Here is a 16,288-nt window from a genome sequence, read left to right as displayed (position 1 = left end):
ATTCATCTTCTACTAAAAAGCATTGCAGCATTGCACCCTCCAAAGCCAGAAAGCAATTTGATAAATGTCTTCTTGTCTGTATGGCGAATTTTATTACTTATGTTCACAGGATGAGTTACTCCTATTTCATCAAAACCTCTTGTGGCTAGTATCAGTCCATCATCAAGAGCCTTCATAGACAAGATACTCTCAAGAACTCCGGCTGCTCCCATTGTGTGACCATAATAACCTTTGTATCCGTTTATCGGTGTTTCAGAAAGTCCGGCACGTGATATTGCGATACTTTCCATTTCGTCATTATAAGCAGTTGCTGTACCATGTACGTTAACACAAGCGATATCATCAGGCGCAACTTCATCAGTCATCACGTATTTCAACGCGCGATAACTTCCCTCACCTGTCCGTGAAGGACCAGATATGTGATTAGCATCATTCCTTATAGCTCCTTTCACAGCTTGCCAACCGTCAATCAAGTTGTCACAGTGCTGATATATAATCGTTGCGGCAGCCTCACCAAGATTCAGTCCATTTCTATTTTTACTGAAAGGGCGGCATACTTCAGGGGAAAGTGCCCTGAATGACTGGAAACCACTCACGATAAACGGACTCTGTTCATCTGCACCTATAACAACAGCGTTATCATATTTGCCACTTTCCAGACATCTATTTGCAACAATCTGCGCACAAACGCCAGAAATACAGGCATTTGAAACGACAACAGGCATATTGGTATTATTAAAATGGCGTGATATAACATTCGCCATAACTCCTAGCAACACACGGTCACCATCGACACCGCGTACACTTCTTTCGAGCAATGAGACATTTCCCTTCGTGGTTGACAATATAAATATTGTCCTTTCAGAAGAAGCGTCAATATCACTGTCTTGAATTGCCTTGGTTGCTGACAGCAAAACCATCTTTTCAAATCGTGTATATATATTGTCTGTATGAATTTCAGAGGCAAAAATATCCCCAATCTGATTATCTTGAAAGAGGGAAGCCACAAAATGTTCTGGAAGTTTCCACTTGCCTTCATATATTTTAAGGCATGATTTACCTTCGCATACAGCCTTATAGTTGTCTGCGGTGGTAAAACCTAACGGTGATGTTATGTTATCAGCGATTTTCCTTATCATTTACTTAGCCATTTCTTTTTCCATTCTTGATAGAATAACGGATTTTCCCACATCAAGTTGTATTCTTTGTCAAGAAACACCTGTACGGTATGTCCTGTTACAAGTAGTTCATCCGTCTCAGTATCATATATTTCATAATCAAACACCATTTTAGCCGCCTCAGTAGGACGGTATATGATGTCGATTCTTGGTTTCATTCCATATCTCATAGGCTTACGGTAATGGATATTCATATCCACCAAAGGAGCAAAACATCCATTGCCGTATATCGTCATATATTCCAGACTATATTTACGCCCAAACTCCTCACGTGCATCTTCGAGATACAAAGGATAAGAACCATGCCATACAAACTGCATGGAATCAACTTCACTGAATCTTATTTCAAACTCTTTAGATGCCTTTAATTCCATTATTGTAATTTTACTTCTTCTGCCATTGCAATTTTCATTTCAGCTGTAGCAATGATTCTGTCACAGCATTTCACAGTGGCATTGACTAACGTTATCTCTATCACTTGTTCTGTAACGTATATTGTGGTATCAAGAATATCACCAACTTTTGGAGTTTCTGAAAACACCAAATTCTTTATTCCACCAATGAAACCTATCTGTATTCCACGCTTTAGAATATATTTATTTATATATCCTAGGCGTGCAGCGCATGTCTGAGCAATATTCTCAGCTATAGCACATTCGTTTAGAACTCCATCTTCAACAAATATATTATCTTCTCTAACGGTAAACGTTGTCGACGTTTCCTTTTCATCAAAGAAAGTCAATGTATCTACCATCACAAAAGGTTCCTGCTGAGGCAAAAGTTCGTGTATATCAATCTTTTCAAGTTCCATCAATTCCAGAATTCAAAATAGTTAAGCCATTGTGTTGGATATTCATTCACAACATTCTCAAGATTGTTAGCATATTGGCATGCTAGATTTTCGGCACGCTGCTTTATGTTACCTTCAGTCTGTTGCAACTGCTTTATGTATATGCGGTATTTTTTTGCACCAGTCTTCATCACATTTATTGCCAAAACAGCAACTTCACGTTGTGCGGCAACAGCAAACGGACCTACCGGAAACTTTGCTTTGCATCCTAGGAAATCTATATCATAATGACGACTACTACCAAATATTCTATCCGCAGGCAAACTGAGTATTTCTCCGTTTGCAAGAGCATTGCTCATCTCAAACAGATGGCTCATGTCTTTCTTTATAACTATCATGTGGCGGTTCTTGGTTTCAAACATCTTACGCCTATTATCCATAACGGTTTCAGCTTCTCCGGCATAGACAAGTGCATTAAAACGTTTTGACTCAGCTTCTAAAGTATAACCAGCCACTTCATAATTTCCTATGTGAGCACTAAGTATAACAAAGCCATCTTTTGAGTCTACAAGATTATGATATAAGTCCCAATCCTCCACTTCGATATTCAGTTTACCTCCTGAATATGTATAAAAACGATCAAGGATTATTCCCGCAAACATGCAATGATTCATATATGTATGCCAAAAGGCAAGCGCCATATTCTCGTTTCTGCGCATTACGAAGAAATGATATATGGCGATATATCCCTTATGAGAAAACAACATGCAGAAAGGAATCACAAAGATGCAAGCAAATAAGTACACTCCTCTATATGGAAGATTATGCATCATCCATATCAGACTTAGGTGCATCCATCTAGCACCAAATGTCCTACCCTTCCATTCCTGTTCTGCACTCATATTTTCTAAGCAACCTTTGACTGTATATAGTCACAAAAATCATTCAATGTCTTAACACTAGCCATCTCTTCAGGCTTGATTTTAAAACCAAACTTTTTCTCTACTATAACAACGATATCCACGAAGTCAAGACTGTCAATACCTAAGTCGTCTTTAAGTAATGCTTCTGGAGCAATCTTCTCTTCTTCAACCTCCAGGTCATCAATAAGGAACTCTCTAACTTTTTCTTCAATTTCGTTTCTTTCCATAAAATATTGTTTGTTTTTATTATATTTTCATTTCTTACGACAGCACAGTATACTGTGTCCCTGTCCAAGATTATCATGTATCGCTTCTATCTTTAATCCAGCCTTATCCACCAACTCAGTAAGTTCGTCAGAACCATACATCTTACTATTTCCGTTTGCCATTGCTGTGAAATACAAACTTATCTGAGTAAGGCAGAAAGCAGCAGGTTCATATTTCTGACGATTCCATAAAGTCTCCATTATGTACATCGTACTGTCGTCATCCATCACCTTCACGGCACGTTTCAATATACTAAGTATCTCTTTCTCACTAAAACAGTCAAGAAACTGACTCATCCAGATAACATCCCAATGCGAATTATCAGGCAAACCATTGTTCTCATCAAGAAGGTTAGTTGGATATACATGTATTCTATCAGCACCGTCCTTGCCTGAAACATTTTCACGCATCAGATCTAGTTGTTGTGGCAAATCAACAATTGTCACATCTACATTCTCGTCATAGCTCACACATTGCATCGCCCAACGACCAGTATTACCGCCAACATCCATTAATGTTTTTGGAGACGAGGCAAACACGATATTCAATGCCTCCTCAAAGGAACTGTCGCTGTAGAAATGATCAAATGCGAACCAGCTAGACTTAGCTTTACCAGGTAATGTTGAGAGTCCTTCATATATGGTAGACCAGTTGCCTAATTGTTTCAATCCTGCAGGGCGCCCTTCCTTCAACGCCGTTTCCAAATCAAACATACCAAGATAGTTTACATCATGGTTGAAATCAATATTGACTATCGTTGCAGGATCATTTACAAGAAACCATCCTACCTTTGAAATCGTAAACTTACCACTGTTACTATCAACCAAGACTGTACCTATTGTAAGTGAAGCCTCCATAATACATTTTGCCGCGTATTTTGTAATACCAGCACGTTCAGCAACCTCATCGGAAGTAAGTTCTTCATCACGAAGCATTTCCAAAATACCCCATTTAAGCATCAGTCTTGACACTTGAAATACGACAGGTCCAAAAGCTATAAATTCAGCTATTCTTTGTGCTTCACGTACAGAATGCTTATCTTTTGTGTATCTCTTTTTAAGTTCTTCAGACAGATGCATAATTATATTTTCTTAATTACAAGTGCCGAATTGGTTCCACCGAAGCCAAAACTGTTACTCAACACAGTGTTTATTTCTGTTTCTACAGTATGTGTAGCTAGATTCAAATGTTCACTGTATTCATCTGAGTTTTCAAAGTTTATATTTGGAGCGACAAATCCACCCTGCATCATTAATATTGAATATACAGCTTCACTTGCTCCCGACATCCAACACTCATGTCCAGTCATTCCTTTCGTGGATGAAACAAGGGCATGCTTTCCACGAAACATACGATCTATTGCCATTGCCTCAAACATATCACCTTGAACGGTACTTGTAGCATGTGCGCTTATATAGTCTACTTCATCTGCTGTAACACCCGCATCGTCAAGAGCTCTTGTCATCGCTATTACGCTGCCTTCATCAGATGGTTCAGAAATGCCACCGCCATTTGAAGAGAAGCCATATCCACAGACTTCAGCCAATATCGTAGCACCTCTATTTACGGCACTTTCGTAATCTTCCAACATCAATGCAGCCGCACCTCCACTTGGAATAAGTCCGTCACGATCGCGATCAAACGGACGTGAAGCCTTTTGAGGTTCATCCATGCGCTTTGAAAAAGCATTCAATGCGTCAAATGTAGCCATACAGTAATAGTTAACTTCCTGCGCTCCACCGCATAGCACCCGATCCTGCAATCCCTGCTTTATTAGCAGATAGGCGAGTCCTATTGAATGGCTGCCACTTGCACATGCAGAACTTACGGAGAAGTTTACGCCTTTGAGATGAAATATACTACTTAGGTTCATGTTTACCGTGGAGTTCATAGACTGAAAGATGAAACCTGAACCAAGCAGTTGGGTATCATGTTTTTCTGCCATTATATTGGCAGCTTCTATAACTGGGCGAGCAGAAGAGTCGTTTCCGAATATCACCCCGACCTCATTCTTTGCAAGAAAAGCATCGTCGATACCAGCTTGTTCAAAAGCCTCCTTTGATGCCATATATGCATATTCTGCCTCTTCAGACAGTCCTTGCCTTAGCCTGCGATGAAGTAAGCCTTTTAATACCGGACGTTCCACTATACCGGTAAGTCCCGACTGATAACCATATTCCAATCTATCTTTATCAAGTCCTATTCCGGAGCGACCTGCTTTTAACGATTCAGTAACTTTATCTTTATCTGTTCCAATACATGACCAAATGCCCATGCCTGTCACCACTACTCTTCTTTCCATATAACTATTATTATCTTCGGATATATCCTTAAAGTACAAACAACTACTTATGTATATAAACCACCATTAACCTGTATCACCTGCCCATTGATATACTCAGCATCTTCACTTACAAGGAATTCTGCTAGAGCAGCCACTTCGTCTGGTTTTCCAAATCTTCCGGCAGGAATTAGTTTTTTAAGTTCCGCAATATCAAGCTCCTCAGTCATATCTGTCTCAATAAATCCAGGAGCTATAGCATTTACTGTAACTTTGCGCTTGGCTACTTCCTGTGCCAAAGCCTTTGTTGCTCCTATCAATGCAGCCTTAGCAGCAGAATAGTTTGTCTGTCCAGGCATACCTTTTATTCCTGAAAGCGAAGTGATATTTATTATTCTTCCATGACGGTGAGTCAGCATGTTCTTCAACAATCTGCGCGTGATATAGAAAAAACCGTTCATTGTGGTATCAATGACATTATGCCATTCATCATTCTGCATGAATATCATTAGGTTGTCTTTTCTTATGCCGGCATTATTTACTAGCACAGATATGTAATCATCAGGATGTTCAAGTTCCCATTTTTCAAGAGCGGACTCAATTTCTGATTCCGCCGAAACATCAAATTTAAGTAGTTCGGCCTGTGCACCAAGAGTTGTTATTTCGTTAAGAGTTGCCTGCGCAGACTCGTCATTAGTTTTATAGTTAATAACAATTCCATAACCTTTACTGGCAAGCCTTATGGCAGTAGCCTTTCCGATTCCGCGCGATGCGCCTGTTATTAGGGCATATTCCATTCCTGTTGTATTTAAACTTTAATTATTTACCTTCCTTGCACATTGCAGCATTTTAGTATTTCATCGTTACAATCTTATATTTTATGTATATGTATTATTAAGAAGTATAAACGACTAGATATTATTAGAAGTGCAAATATACTACATTTATTTATCTCAGCCAAATAAAAATTCATCACGACGATTAGAGCCACGAGTTTTTAAGAAAGATAAACAAAATAAGGGGACAAGTAAATTAAAACTTGTCCCGATGTGATACCCACGAAAGGAATAAACAAAAGCTATTGATCATTTAATTGAAACATTCTTTATATTAAGCGGTCCAAATATACTTTTTAGATACATAAAAAATTGTTTAAGAGTAGACATAATTCCAACGGTTATAGACAACTGAGTGTACGAATTTCAATAATATATATATTAATAAAGCCAAGTAATGATTATTACACTTACATTTGAATCATACCGCTTTCATAAAAGCAAAATTCTTTTATAATCGCGAGCAAAAAATCATTGACCAAATATAGTACATAAACGCAGCATTATATTTACAGGATGAACATACTATTCATAACTGTAAATATAATACTATAAAATGATTGATAAGTTACATTTTAACTCAAATAACAAATCAAACTATATGGCGCTCACGCATGATTACATTATATGCTGCAACAAGCGTGACTGTAACAATGCCTATATAAATAAGTATTGGAGTGAGGTCACCGAACTTGAATGACACCGCAGCTCCTGAAACATCGCCAAATATATTAAGTATCGCCAGTTTTATAACATCAAATCCATTACGAATAATGAAATATATAACTATTGCGATAGCACAAGCTGCTGTCCAAAGTGTATTAATCCACTCATTATGATTTGGCAAGTTATGCATTACCCTATTAGAAAAGCCATCATCAGGAATGTCGCCTATCCTATTATCCTCAAAGAACTTCGCAAGGAGTTCGTCGTCTATGTTATTATCAATCATATCCATTCTGTTTTAGAAAATTCGTCAGTTTCTGTTTTCCTCTAGACAAGTGACTTTTCACAGTGCCTTGATTCATACCAGTGATTTCAGCAATTTTATCAATGCTTTGCCCCTCTATTAACTGCAACGAAACACAGGAACGTTCTTTGTCAGAAAGTATTTGCATTGCATCTTTAAGGTCCATTTTTAAATTACTGTCACCATTCTCAGAGTTTCGGCTTGCAACAGCCGGTACACCATCTATATCATCAGTTATCTTATTGCGGCGAAAATAGTCATAGAGAGTATTATAAGCTATTCTATACAGCCATGTGGAGAAGCTGGACAGTCCATGGAATTTAGTTATGTTGGTATAAGCCTTAACAAATGTGTCTTGCGCGAGATCATCGCTCAATTGCTGATCTCCACGAGTCTGAGTAAGAAAGAAACGACGTATAGGAGACTGATATTTCACAACAAGCTTATCAAAAGCCTTTCTGTTGTGAAACACAGCCACCTGCGTAACGAGAGAAATATCGTCTAATTCTTTCACTTTAAGTAATTTATGGTTATAATAAAGCGATTAATCCTTTAAATCATCATCTGAATCATTATGCTTTTTGGGCGTAGTGCGTGCTATAAACATCTGTCCAAGACCCATACATAATATTAGTGCACCAACACCGATGATTGAATCTGCATCAATAAACCAGAAAAGTATCATAAGTCCTAATCCAATTGAAGCATTTTTGACACCACGCTGCCACTGTTCCTCACTTGTGTAAATTTTGGTTGGCTTAATAGTATTAGGAATTGGCTGCCCTGTTTCCATAGCCTTTTCTGCCAGTTTCACACTATCGTTATGTCTCTTAAGCAAATATCTTAACACCAAGATTATTATTATTACAGGAGCTAGGAATATCAATGCGCAGAGAAGCAATATCAATACTACTACGAAGAAGCCTCCAACGCCCAATGCTCCTCCTATTGCCTTAAAAAACCAATTACTACCATCAATGTCATAATCATGGTCATAACTTTTGGCCGGTGAACTTGTATAAGTTGTATCATCAGCCGCCTGATTATAATTTGATGTTGTATCAGAGAAGGCCTCAACTCCTTGATTTTTCGCAGAATCAGCCTTTGTAGCCGCAGCCTCTGTACGAGGTGTATGGCGATGCAAACGAACTCCTGCTTGCATAGATGTACTAAGCGTAAGGGCAACTGTTAATGCCATTAAAATCTGTTTCATAATATATTTTTTTTATTATTTCTGAATGTTAGACGAAACGTATTGTTATTTAGTTGCAAAGGAACAATTTTTTTTTTAAATTTGCACTGTTATATAATAGAAAGTATGAACCTTCCGAAAGAATTTACCGATTATACCCGTCGTCTTATGGGCGAAGAACTATATGCTACTTTTGAAAAAGGGATGTTAGAAGAGCCTCCTGTAAGCATACGCATAAACCCTTTCAAGACAGACATAGACAATATAAATATTCCGCTGAAAAGTGAGAACATTGAATGGTGCGAATATGGAATGTATCTAAAGAAACGTCCTAACTTCACTTTTGACCCACTGCTTCATGCTGGACTTTATTACGTACAGGAAGCTTCATCAATGTTTGTATATCATGTATTGAAGCAGGTTGTGAACAATCAGGTGCTAATGCTCGACTTATGTGCAGCTCCTGGAGGAAAGACCACATGCGCTATGTCGGCTTTGCCGAAAGGAAGCAAGATGTTCAGCAACGAACCAATAAGACAACGCTCACAGATTCTTAACGAAAACATTCAAAAATTCGGCATTACCGATATATGTGTAACTAATAACTACGCAAAAGATTACAATAAAAGCAAACTGATGTTTGACGTAATTCTTACTGATGTACCATGTTCGGGCGAGGGTATGTTCAGAAAAGACGAAGGGGCTATAAACGAATGGAGTACTAATAACGTTCAGATCTGTCAAAGGCTACAACGAGAAATAGTAAGTGATATATGGGGCAACCTAAAACCTGGGGGAATACTGATATATTCTACTTGCACTTTTAATGCTCATGAAGACGAGGAAAATATTGCTTGGATAGCAGAAAATCTTGGAGCTGGCTTCATTAGCATAGACACAAAAAAGGAATGGAACATTACCGGAAGTCTTATAGACAATAATCCTGTGTATCGCTTCATTCCTGGCAAAACTCGTGGAGAGGGCATTTTCATGGCAGTACTGAAAAAGCATGGAAACTATGATGGCAGCATGTCGACCAGTAATATCGACGCAAAAACTCTAAAGCCTTTAAATATATTATATAATGGTATACCGGCTGACACAATAAAGGGTAAACAGGCGATTCCACATCATTCAAAAGCTATATCTACAACACTAAACAAAAAGGAATACCCAAACGTGGAGATAGACTATAATCAAGCTATAGCTTATTTAAGAAAAGAAGCTATAACTCTTGACAGCAATGCACCAAAAGGTATTGTGATACTCACATACAAGAAATATCCTTTAGGATTTGCTAAGAATATCGGTAACAGAGCCAACAACCTTTATCCACAGGAATGGAGAATAAAAAGTTCACATATTCCAGAAGAAAACATAACCATTATTGAATGACTATATCCATAATAGCAGCAGTAGCAAAAAACAAGGCCATCGGGTATAAGAACAAACTTTTATACCAAATTAATGATGACATGAAAAGATTTAGATCCATAACAACAGGACATACCGTGATTATGGGAAGAAATACTTTTGAGTCATTACCTTTCGGAGCATTGCCCAACAGAAGAAACATAGTTATCACCAATAGCAAAAAACACATTGACGGATGCGAATGCATGAAATCTATCAACGAAGCTGTTGACGCATGTAGAAAAGAAGAAGAAGTGTTTATAATTGGCGGCAGCATGATATACAACGAGGCTATTAATATTGCCGACAAATTATATATCACAGAAATAGATGACTGTCCTGGTAATGCCGACACATTTTTTCCTGATTACAACAAATGGAAATGCGTTTCATCTGAAGAACACAAAAAAAGCGAATACAATGATTATGCATTCGCCTTTAAAATATTTATAAAATAAAATTTTAATCAGTAACAACATCCTCATCGGTGTCATCCTCTTCTTCTACAGGATTATCAAGGATTGGAAGCTGGCGATCTATTGAAACGTTGAATGAGATTATTGTCTCACTGCGTGACAAGCCCAATGGCTGCAACTTATCATGGATAATTTCCATCAGATGATGATTGTTTCTAGCATACATCTTAATAAAAAGATCCATACCACCAGTTGTAGCATGGCACTCTATTACCTCAGGAATCTTCTTCAAAGCAGCAACAACTACATCATGTTTCTCCGGATTCTTAAGATACAATGCTACATAAGCACAAGTCTCGTAACCTATTTTTTCTGGATCAATGATAAACTGAGAACCTTTAAGCACGCCAAGTGCTGTTAGTTTTTGAATACGCTGATGAATGGCAGCACCGCTAACATTGCACGCACGTGCGACTTCCAAAAAAGGAACTCTAGCATCCTCTGAAACTAGACGAAGAATTTTCTTGTCAAGTGAATCTAAATTGTGATGTGACATATTATATATTAATTTGGTTGCAAAGTTAGTATAAATGTTTGACTTTTGCAACAAATTAATAACATTTGTATTAAACTGTAATTCTTTTTAAGAATAACATTTATTTTGTTTCAACTAACGAATAGTTAATTTTATAGCCTTTCATCTGACGTAATGCTTGTTTTATATCAGCTATCACACTCATTTTGGTATTTCTATAGGCTTTTATTGATACACTCTTCAATTACATTAATTCTGACGACATTTTGTTTTTTCTTCAGAAACGTAATAAACAACTTCGATAGAAGTCATAGAAGCATGACTTCAAATTGGATGTACAAAACATGAATAGCTCATGTTTACTATTGAAGATTTATAACAAATTGGCTCACCAAATTATTACCAAAGAACTTTATTTTCAACAATTTTGAAAACATAAATTCTCGACAATACTATCTGTAGCATCAATATCTGTTAGAATATAAAAGATAAAATTAAAGCAGTAGCAAAAAATTACAACATCTATAATACTTGCTACTATTATTTATATTTTGGGGAATATTCTCCTCACATTATTTTCTGTTATCTCGGCTACCGTTTCTGCAGAAACACCATACACTTCTGCCAATTTTTCCAGAACTAGTTTTACATAAGAACTCTCATTACGCTCTCCACGATGTGGAACAGGTGCCATATAAGGACTATCTGTTTCAAGTACGATACGTTCTAGTGGAACAACAGCTGGAAGATCTTCTCTTAGATGACTGCTTTTGAAAGTAAGCACACCTCCTACTCCAAGTACAAACTTATCGAATTGCAACAACTGTTCTGCTTCTTTTTGATTGCCTGTGAAACAATGAAATACACCACCAGGCAAATCATGTTCATACTTTTTCAGTATCGTCACCATCTCATTCTGCCCTTTTCGACAATGAATCATCAATGGCAACTGTGTTTCTACCGCCCATTTAACTTGTTCTTCAAAAGCCATCAGTTGTTCTTTTTCAAACTCACGGCTCCAATAATAGTCCAATCCAACTTCACCAATAGCAATGAAATCAGTATTGGAATTCAATATTTTTTTCATTTCATGAAGTACGCTTTCCCAATCAGCTTTCACTTCTTCAGGATGCAGTCCTATCATTGGATAGGCATAACCAGAATAGTTATGACATAATTTCACTACTGAACCAACATTCTTCAAATCAATTGCGGGAATAAGCACTCTTGCCACACCAGCATCCTTTGCACGCTGGACGACATCAGGGAAATCATTAACAAACTCCTCTCCATCTAAATGAGTATGTGTATCAGTAAAAGAAATCATTATCAATATTTACGTTTCATCATCTTTTGTGCATAGAGTGCCAATTCAGCCTTTCTTGAACTCTCAACATTTACTGCGTCGAGATATCTACGACTCTGCTCAAAATAATATTCTATCTTTTTCTGCGCCAACTTGTCTATACCTATTTCATTATACAGCCTTGTAACCGACGCAATCTTTTCATCTCTATCAAACTCTTCAGCTCCAATCAAAGAATCAAGTTCTTTTCTTTGAATGTTATTAGCCATATTGAAGGCATTGATAAGCATGTAAGTCTTCTTGTTGCTGGTGATATCTCCACCTATCTTCTTTCCAAACACCTTAGCATCTCCATATACATCAAGATAGTCATCCTGAAGTTGGAATGCAAGTCCGATAAGTTCACCAAATTTATATAAATTTTCCTGATCTTCTTTTGGAGCATCAGCAAGGATTCCACCTATTTTCATGGCGCAAGCTAACAATACGCTAGTCTTGAGACGAATCATTTCTACATATTCGTCTTCAGTAACATCGTTACGAGTTTCAAAATCCATATCATATTGCTGTCCTTCACCAATTTCCAATGCGGTTTCAGTGAACACATCTAATACGTCCTTAAGATACTTGTTACCACATTTAGTCATACGTTCATAGGCAAGCACCAACATAGAATCACCGCTTAGAATAGCAGTATTAGGATCCCATTTTTTGTGAACTGTGGTTTTTCCTCTACGCACGTCAGCATTATCCATTAGGTCATCATGCAAAAGCGTATAGTTATGGTATGTTTCTAAAGCACACGCTGGCATCAGAATACTCTCAGGATCATCCTTATAAAGATTATATGCCAATAACATTAGCGTTGGACGTATACGCTTACCACCCATAGACAATACATATTTTATGGGATCATACAAGCCATTAGGCTTTCTGTCATATCTAAGGTTATCTAAAAATTCATTAACCTTAACTAGAATCTCGTCTGCGGTCATATTATAATTTAAAGTTTATCGGTATAGCAAACATTGTACAACAAGGTTTGTCTTTTCTATTCCGAGTTTACATTCATGCGTCATATCTATATAATAACTTATACCATCAAGGATTTCATCATTATTGCTATATCAGAAAGGCGTGAAGGGTATTTTAAGCCAAATATATCATAGCAAAAAAAGTATTAGTACAAGCAGGAAATTAGCAGCCAACTTGTTTGCGATATCAGCACTATGCGTTTTCTTTATTTCCACTTTTTAGAAAATATATCTTTTCAAATAGCGTTATAACTTTGTGACGCAAAAGTAATGCTTATATTTGAAAAAAGCATTATCTTTGCCAAATAATTAGGAAAAATAAATGAAAAAAACGGCATGTGTACTTATTATGGGCCTTTTTTGTGTTTCAGCAATATCGCAGGAAAGCCAGACCGGATACAACTTTCTGCGTCTTCCAGCAAGTGCTCATGCTGCAGCTTTAGGTGGTGACAATATTACGATAATTGAAGACGACGAATCAATGATTTTCAATAATCCAGCTTTATTATCAAGTGTAAGTGATAAAACCATCAACCTAAACTATATGAACTATATGCAAGGTGTCAACACTTCAAGTGCAACTTTCAACAGAATAGTGAAGGAACGTGCATCTTGGGCTGTTTCAGCACAATATATTGATTATGGTTCGATGAAGGAAGTTGATGAAAATAATGTTCAGAATGGTGACTTCACTGCAAAGGATATTTCTCTTGGAGCTTATTTTTCATATCTTCTTACAGATAGACTTGCAGCCGGAATCACAACAAAATTTATCACGTCGTATATTGGAAACTACAACTCTATCGCTATGGGTGTTGATCTTGGCATCAACTATTATGATCCTGATTATGAATGGTCTCTGTCTCTTGTTGCCAAGAATCTTGGCGGACAACTCAAAGCATATAATGATGAATTTGAGAAAATGCCTTTTGACTTGCAGGCGGGATTAAGCAAGAAACTCACCAATACCCCATTCAGAGTTTCAGCAACAATAGTTGATCTTACTAAATGGAATTATAAGTTTATCAATCATTTTGTCGCTGGAGTAGACGTAATGTTGTCACCAAACATTTGGGTTGGTGCAGGATACAACTTCAGACGTGCAAACGAGATGAAGATTATGGATACAAACAATGATGAAAGCAGCCACGGAGCTGGTTTTTCTTTAGGTGGAGGTATCAATCTAGAACGTTTCAAACTGAATATTGCTTACGGCAAATATCATATCAGTAGTAATTCATTAATAATAAATATAGCATACTCTTTATGAAGAAAATAACTATCGCTATTGACGGATTCTCATCTTGTGGTAAAAGTACCATGGCTAAGGATCTGGCTAGAAAAATAGGTTATGTATACGTCGACACCGGCGCAATGTATCGTTCTGTAACATTATTTGCCATGCGCAATAATCTTTTCAACGAAGACGGTTCTGTAAAGACTACTGAGTTGGAAAAAATGATGAACAATATTCAAATATCATTTGTATTCAATAATGAGACAGGGCGTCCTGATACATTTCTTAACGGCGAACTTGTAGAGAAAGACATTCGCACTCTTGATGTAAGCAGTCATGTAAGTAAGATTGCAGCAATACCTTTTGTGCGTAAGGCCATGGTGGCACAACAACAACGCATGGGTAAAGACAAAGGTCTGGTTATGGACGGTCGTGATATTGGTACGACTGTATTTCCAGAAGCAGAACTAAAGATTTTTGTTACAGCTTCATCTAAAGTTCGTGCGCAACGTAGATTTGACGAATTAAAAGAAAAAGGAATGCCTACGGACTTTAATGATATATTAAAGAATGTAGAAGAACGTGACTACATTGACAGTCATCGTGAGGTCAGTCCATTACGCAAAGCTGAAGATGCCATAGAGCTAGATAATAGTAATATGACTATTTTAGAACAAAGTGAGTGGCTAATGCAGAAATACACTGCTGCTTGCGAAAAAGTTCAATAAAATATCAGCATAGGCAATTAACATAGCACAATGAACTATTTGCTGAAAGAATCAGCCTGTTCGTTGAACAAAATTGGGGATATGAAAGAATTATTGTTATCTTTGTAATCAAAGAAGAGTATCAAGCGCGATACTAATAATAATTAAGTTTTTGTTTATGTTAATTTCGACGTACCAGGACTTTTAGTTCTGGTACCTTGACGAAAAAAGCGTAATAGATTCAATTAAGATTATAAATTTTGAGTTAATTACTGTTTTTAATCGGGCATCTATTCGTGAGAATAGATGCCCTTCTTTTTTTATTTCATCTGTCTCCTTAATATATAATCACGACATTCTTCCATCAGCCATTTAGGAGTACTTGTAGCTCCACATATACCAACGGTTGAAACATCATCAAACCATGCCATATCTATTTCTTCAGGACTTTCTATCTGATGGCTGTTACTATTCACTATCTGACATTCCTTGAACAGAACTTTTCCATTTGAGCTTTTCCTTCCTGCAACAAACAGCACAACATCATGCTTACCTGCAAAAAGAGCGATATTAGGCATTCTGTTTGCTACCTGACGGCATATCGTATCAAAGCTCTTAAACGTAGCATTCTTTGATATGTGTGTCTGGATATACTGAATTATATTATGAAATTCATCAAGACTCTTTGTTGTTTGTGAATAAAGATAGATATCGCGATTAAAATCCAACTTCTTTACATCATCAAACTTTTCGATAACAATAGCTTCACTGTGAGTTTGACCAACAAGTCCAAGTACCTCTGCATGACCATTCTTGCCAAATATCACAATCTGCCTGTTATCAGTAGATTTAACATCATGATTTTCGTATTGCTTTTTTATTCTTTTTTGTAGTTGCAGTACAACAGGACATGTAGCATCTATAATCTCTATATTATTACGCTTTGCCACTTCATACGTCTCAGGAGGTTCACCATGAGCCCTAAGCAATACCTTTACATTGTGCAATTCTGCCAACTGATCATGATCAATTGTTACCAAACCACGTTCATGAAGCCGCTTAACCTCCATTCCATTATGCACAATATCTCCAAGGCAGTACAAGGTCTCACCATTTGCAAGTTCTTCCTCTGCCTTTTTTATTGCCGTAGTGACACCAAAGCAAAAGCCACTACCATTGTCTATCTCAATTTGAAGCATCTAC

19 protein-coding genes are annotated in these 16,288 nt (G+C 37.2%); 4 read left to right on the top strand and 15 right to left on the bottom strand.

Features of this window, described 5'->3' with window-relative positions; genetic code table 11:
• Nucleotides 1-2: 2 nt before the first annotated feature.
• From B045_RS0101185 to B045_RS0101135, 11 genes are all read right to left on the bottom strand, one after another.
• Entirely contained in the window at nt 3-1,139 is a 1,137-nt protein-coding gene (locus B045_RS0101185; protein ID WP_026234288.1) for a beta-ketoacyl-[acyl-carrier-protein] synthase family protein, read from the bottom strand.
• Entirely contained in the window at nt 1,136-1,555 is a 420-nt protein-coding gene (locus B045_RS0101180) for an acyl-CoA thioesterase (RefSeq protein ID WP_025883015.1), read from the bottom strand. Before B045_RS0101180 ends, B045_RS0101185 begins: the two co-directional genes overlap by 4 nt.
• Nucleotides 1,552-1,989: a hypothetical protein gene (locus B045_RS0101175; protein WP_018462436.1), complete on the bottom strand. Its 438-nt coding sequence runs from the start codon at nt 1,987-1,989 to the stop codon at nt 1,552-1,554. Before B045_RS0101175 ends, B045_RS0101180 begins: the two co-directional genes overlap by 4 nt.
• Nucleotides 1,989-2,870 (bottom strand): lysophospholipid acyltransferase family protein, encoded by an 882-nt coding sequence (locus B045_RS0101170; RefSeq protein WP_018462435.1) that lies wholly within the window; start codon nt 2,868-2,870, stop codon nt 1,989-1,991. Before B045_RS0101170 ends, B045_RS0101175 begins: the two co-directional genes overlap by 1 nt.
• A 5-nt stretch (nt 2,871-2,875) precedes the next feature.
• On the bottom strand, nt 2,876-3,118 hold the full coding sequence (locus B045_RS0101165; protein WP_018462434.1) for an acyl carrier protein: 243 nt from the start codon (nt 3,116-3,118) through the stop codon (nt 2,876-2,878).
• Nucleotides 3,119-3,145: 27 nt separating this feature from the next.
• Nucleotides 3,146-4,237 (bottom strand): class I SAM-dependent methyltransferase, encoded by a 1,092-nt coding sequence (locus B045_RS0101160; protein WP_018462433.1) that lies wholly within the window; start codon nt 4,235-4,237, stop codon nt 3,146-3,148.
• A gap of 2 nt (nt 4,238-4,239) precedes the next feature.
• Complete coding sequence (locus B045_RS0101155) at nt 4,240-5,460, bottom strand: beta-ketoacyl-[acyl-carrier-protein] synthase family protein (RefSeq protein ID WP_018462432.1); 1,221 nt, start codon at nt 5,458-5,460, stop codon at nt 4,240-4,242.
• A 47-nt stretch (nt 5,461-5,507) separates the two neighbouring features.
• Nucleotides 5,508-6,236: a 3-oxoacyl-ACP reductase FabG gene (gene fabG / locus B045_RS0101150; RefSeq protein WP_018462431.1), complete on the bottom strand. Its 729-nt coding sequence runs from the start codon at nt 6,234-6,236 to the stop codon at nt 5,508-5,510.
• Nucleotides 6,237-6,867: 631 nt separating this feature from the next.
• Entirely contained in the window at nt 6,868-7,227 is a 360-nt protein-coding gene (locus tag B045_RS0101145; RefSeq protein ID WP_162163147.1) for a DUF5056 domain-containing protein, read from the bottom strand.
• On the bottom strand, nt 7,220-7,759 hold the full coding sequence (locus tag B045_RS0101140) for an RNA polymerase sigma factor (RefSeq protein ID WP_018462429.1): 540 nt from the start codon (nt 7,757-7,759) through the stop codon (nt 7,220-7,222). The genes B045_RS0101145 and B045_RS0101140 overlap by 8 nt, the downstream gene beginning before the upstream one ends.
• Before the next feature lie 30 nt (nt 7,760-7,789).
• A complete protein-coding gene (locus B045_RS0101135) occupies nt 7,790-8,458 on the bottom strand; it encodes a DUF6249 domain-containing protein (protein ID WP_018462428.1) in 669 nt (222 codons plus the stop codon).
• A gap of 105 nt (nt 8,459-8,563) precedes the next feature.
• Here B045_RS0101135 and B045_RS0101130 point away from each other — a divergent pair, with 105 nt between their 5' ends.
• Nucleotides 8,564-9,832 carry a methyltransferase RsmF C-terminal domain-like protein gene (locus B045_RS0101130; protein WP_018462427.1) on the top strand — a complete coding sequence of 423 codons (1,269 nt, stop codon included), beginning with the start codon at nt 8,564-8,566 and terminating at the stop codon, nt 9,830-9,832.
• The gene (locus B045_RS0101125; RefSeq protein WP_018462426.1) at nt 9,829-10,308 is read left to right on the top strand and encodes a dihydrofolate reductase; all 480 of its coding nucleotides are present in this window, start codon (nt 9,829-9,831) and stop codon (nt 10,306-10,308) included. The genes B045_RS0101130 and B045_RS0101125 overlap by 4 nt, the downstream gene beginning before the upstream one ends.
• Before the next feature lie 4 nt (nt 10,309-10,312).
• On the opposite strand, the gene B045_RS0101120 is transcribed toward B045_RS0101125, so the two are convergent.
• The 3 genes from B045_RS0101120 to B045_RS0101110 all read right to left on the bottom strand — a co-directional run bounded on the left by B045_RS0101120 (nt 10,313) and on the right by B045_RS0101110 (nt 13,102).
• Nucleotides 10,313-10,822: an Lrp/AsnC family transcriptional regulator gene (locus tag B045_RS0101120; protein ID WP_018462425.1), complete on the bottom strand. Its 510-nt coding sequence runs from the start codon at nt 10,820-10,822 to the stop codon at nt 10,313-10,315.
• 523 nt (nt 10,823-11,345) lie between these two features.
• Nucleotides 11,346-12,125 carry a TatD family hydrolase gene (locus tag B045_RS0101115; RefSeq protein WP_025883008.1) on the bottom strand — a complete coding sequence of 260 codons (780 nt, stop codon included), beginning with the start codon at nt 12,123-12,125 and terminating at the stop codon, nt 11,346-11,348.
• Between the two features lie 5 nt (nt 12,126-12,130).
• Complete coding sequence (locus B045_RS0101110; RefSeq protein WP_018462423.1) at nt 12,131-13,102, bottom strand: polyprenyl synthetase family protein; 972 nt, start codon at nt 13,100-13,102, stop codon at nt 12,131-12,133.
• 361 nt (nt 13,103-13,463) lie between these two features.
• Between B045_RS0101110 and porQ the strand changes: the two genes are divergently transcribed.
• Both porQ and cmk read left to right on the top strand, forming a co-directional pair.
• Nucleotides 13,464-14,411, top strand: a complete 948-nt coding sequence (porQ, locus tag B045_RS0101105; protein ID WP_018462422.1) for a type IX secretion system protein PorQ — start codon at nt 13,464-13,466, stop codon at nt 14,409-14,411.
• Nucleotides 14,408-15,106, top strand: coding sequence for a (d)CMP kinase (cmk, locus tag B045_RS0101100; RefSeq protein WP_018462421.1), 699 nt, complete (start codon nt 14,408-14,410; stop codon nt 15,104-15,106). Before porQ ends, cmk begins: the two co-directional genes overlap by 4 nt.
• Before the next feature lie 299 nt (nt 15,107-15,405).
• On the opposite strand, the gene B045_RS0101095 is transcribed toward cmk, so the two are convergent.
• On the bottom strand, nt 15,406-16,284 hold the full coding sequence (locus tag B045_RS0101095; RefSeq protein WP_018462420.1) for a 4-hydroxy-3-methylbut-2-enyl diphosphate reductase: 879 nt from the start codon (nt 16,282-16,284) through the stop codon (nt 15,406-15,408).
• Between the last annotated feature and the right edge of the window lie 4 nt (nt 16,285-16,288).

It is taken from the genome of Segatella paludivivens DSM 17968 = JCM 13650, from assembly GCF_000373185.1.
Lineage (GTDB): Bacteria > Bacteroidota > Bacteroidia > Bacteroidales > Bacteroidaceae > Prevotella > Prevotella paludivivens.
Note: the sequence above shows the minus strand (reverse complement) of the source record. Positions and strands in the feature narration are given on the sequence as shown.

Coding starts and splice junctions, on each gene's coding strand:
- B045_RS0101135 (WP_018462428.1), bottom strand. CDS start 8,458: ATGAAACAGATTTTAATGGCATTAACAGTTGCCCTTACGCTTAGTACA.
- B045_RS0101185 (WP_026234288.1), bottom strand. CDS start 1,139: ATGATAAGGAAAATCGCTGATAACATAACATCACCGTTAGGTTTTACC.
- B045_RS0101165 (WP_018462434.1), bottom strand. CDS start 3,118: ATGGAAAGAAACGAAATTGAAGAAAAAGTTAGAGAGTTCCTTATTGAT.
- B045_RS0101110 (WP_018462423.1), bottom strand. CDS start 13,102: ATGACCGCAGACGAGATTCTAGTTAAGGTTAATGAATTTTTAGATAAC.
- B045_RS0101120 (WP_018462425.1), bottom strand. CDS start 10,822: ATGTCACATCACAATTTAGATTCACTTGACAAGAAAATTCTTCGTCTA.
- B045_RS0101155 (WP_018462432.1), bottom strand. CDS start 5,460: ATGGAAAGAAGAGTAGTGGTGACAGGCATGGGCATTTGGTCATGTATT.
- fabG (WP_018462431.1), bottom strand. CDS start 6,236: ATGGAATATGCCCTAATAACAGGCGCATCGCGCGGAATCGGAAAGGCT.
- B045_RS0101160 (WP_018462433.1), bottom strand. CDS start 4,237: ATGCATCTGTCTGAAGAACTTAAAAAGAGATACACAAAAGATAAGCAT.
- B045_RS0101125 (WP_018462426.1), top strand. CDS start 9,829: ATGACTATATCCATAATAGCAGCAGTAGCAAAAAACAAGGCCATCGGG.
- B045_RS0101095 (WP_018462420.1), bottom strand. CDS start 16,284: ATGCTTCAAATTGAGATAGACAATGGTAGTGGCTTTTGCTTTGGTGTC.
- B045_RS0101145 (WP_162163147.1), bottom strand. CDS start 7,227: ATGATTGATAATAACATAGACGACGAACTCCTTGCGAAGTTCTTTGAG.
- porQ (WP_018462422.1), top strand. CDS start 13,464: ATGAAAAAAACGGCATGTGTACTTATTATGGGCCTTTTTTGTGTTTCA.
- B045_RS0101170 (WP_018462435.1), bottom strand. CDS start 2,870: ATGAGTGCAGAACAGGAATGGAAGGGTAGGACATTTGGTGCTAGATGG.
- cmk (WP_018462421.1), top strand. CDS start 14,408: ATGAAGAAAATAACTATCGCTATTGACGGATTCTCATCTTGTGGTAAA.
- B045_RS0101130 (WP_018462427.1), top strand. CDS start 8,564: ATGAACCTTCCGAAAGAATTTACCGATTATACCCGTCGTCTTATGGGC.
- B045_RS0101175 (WP_018462436.1), bottom strand. CDS start 1,989: ATGGAACTTGAAAAGATTGATATACACGAACTTTTGCCTCAGCAGGAA.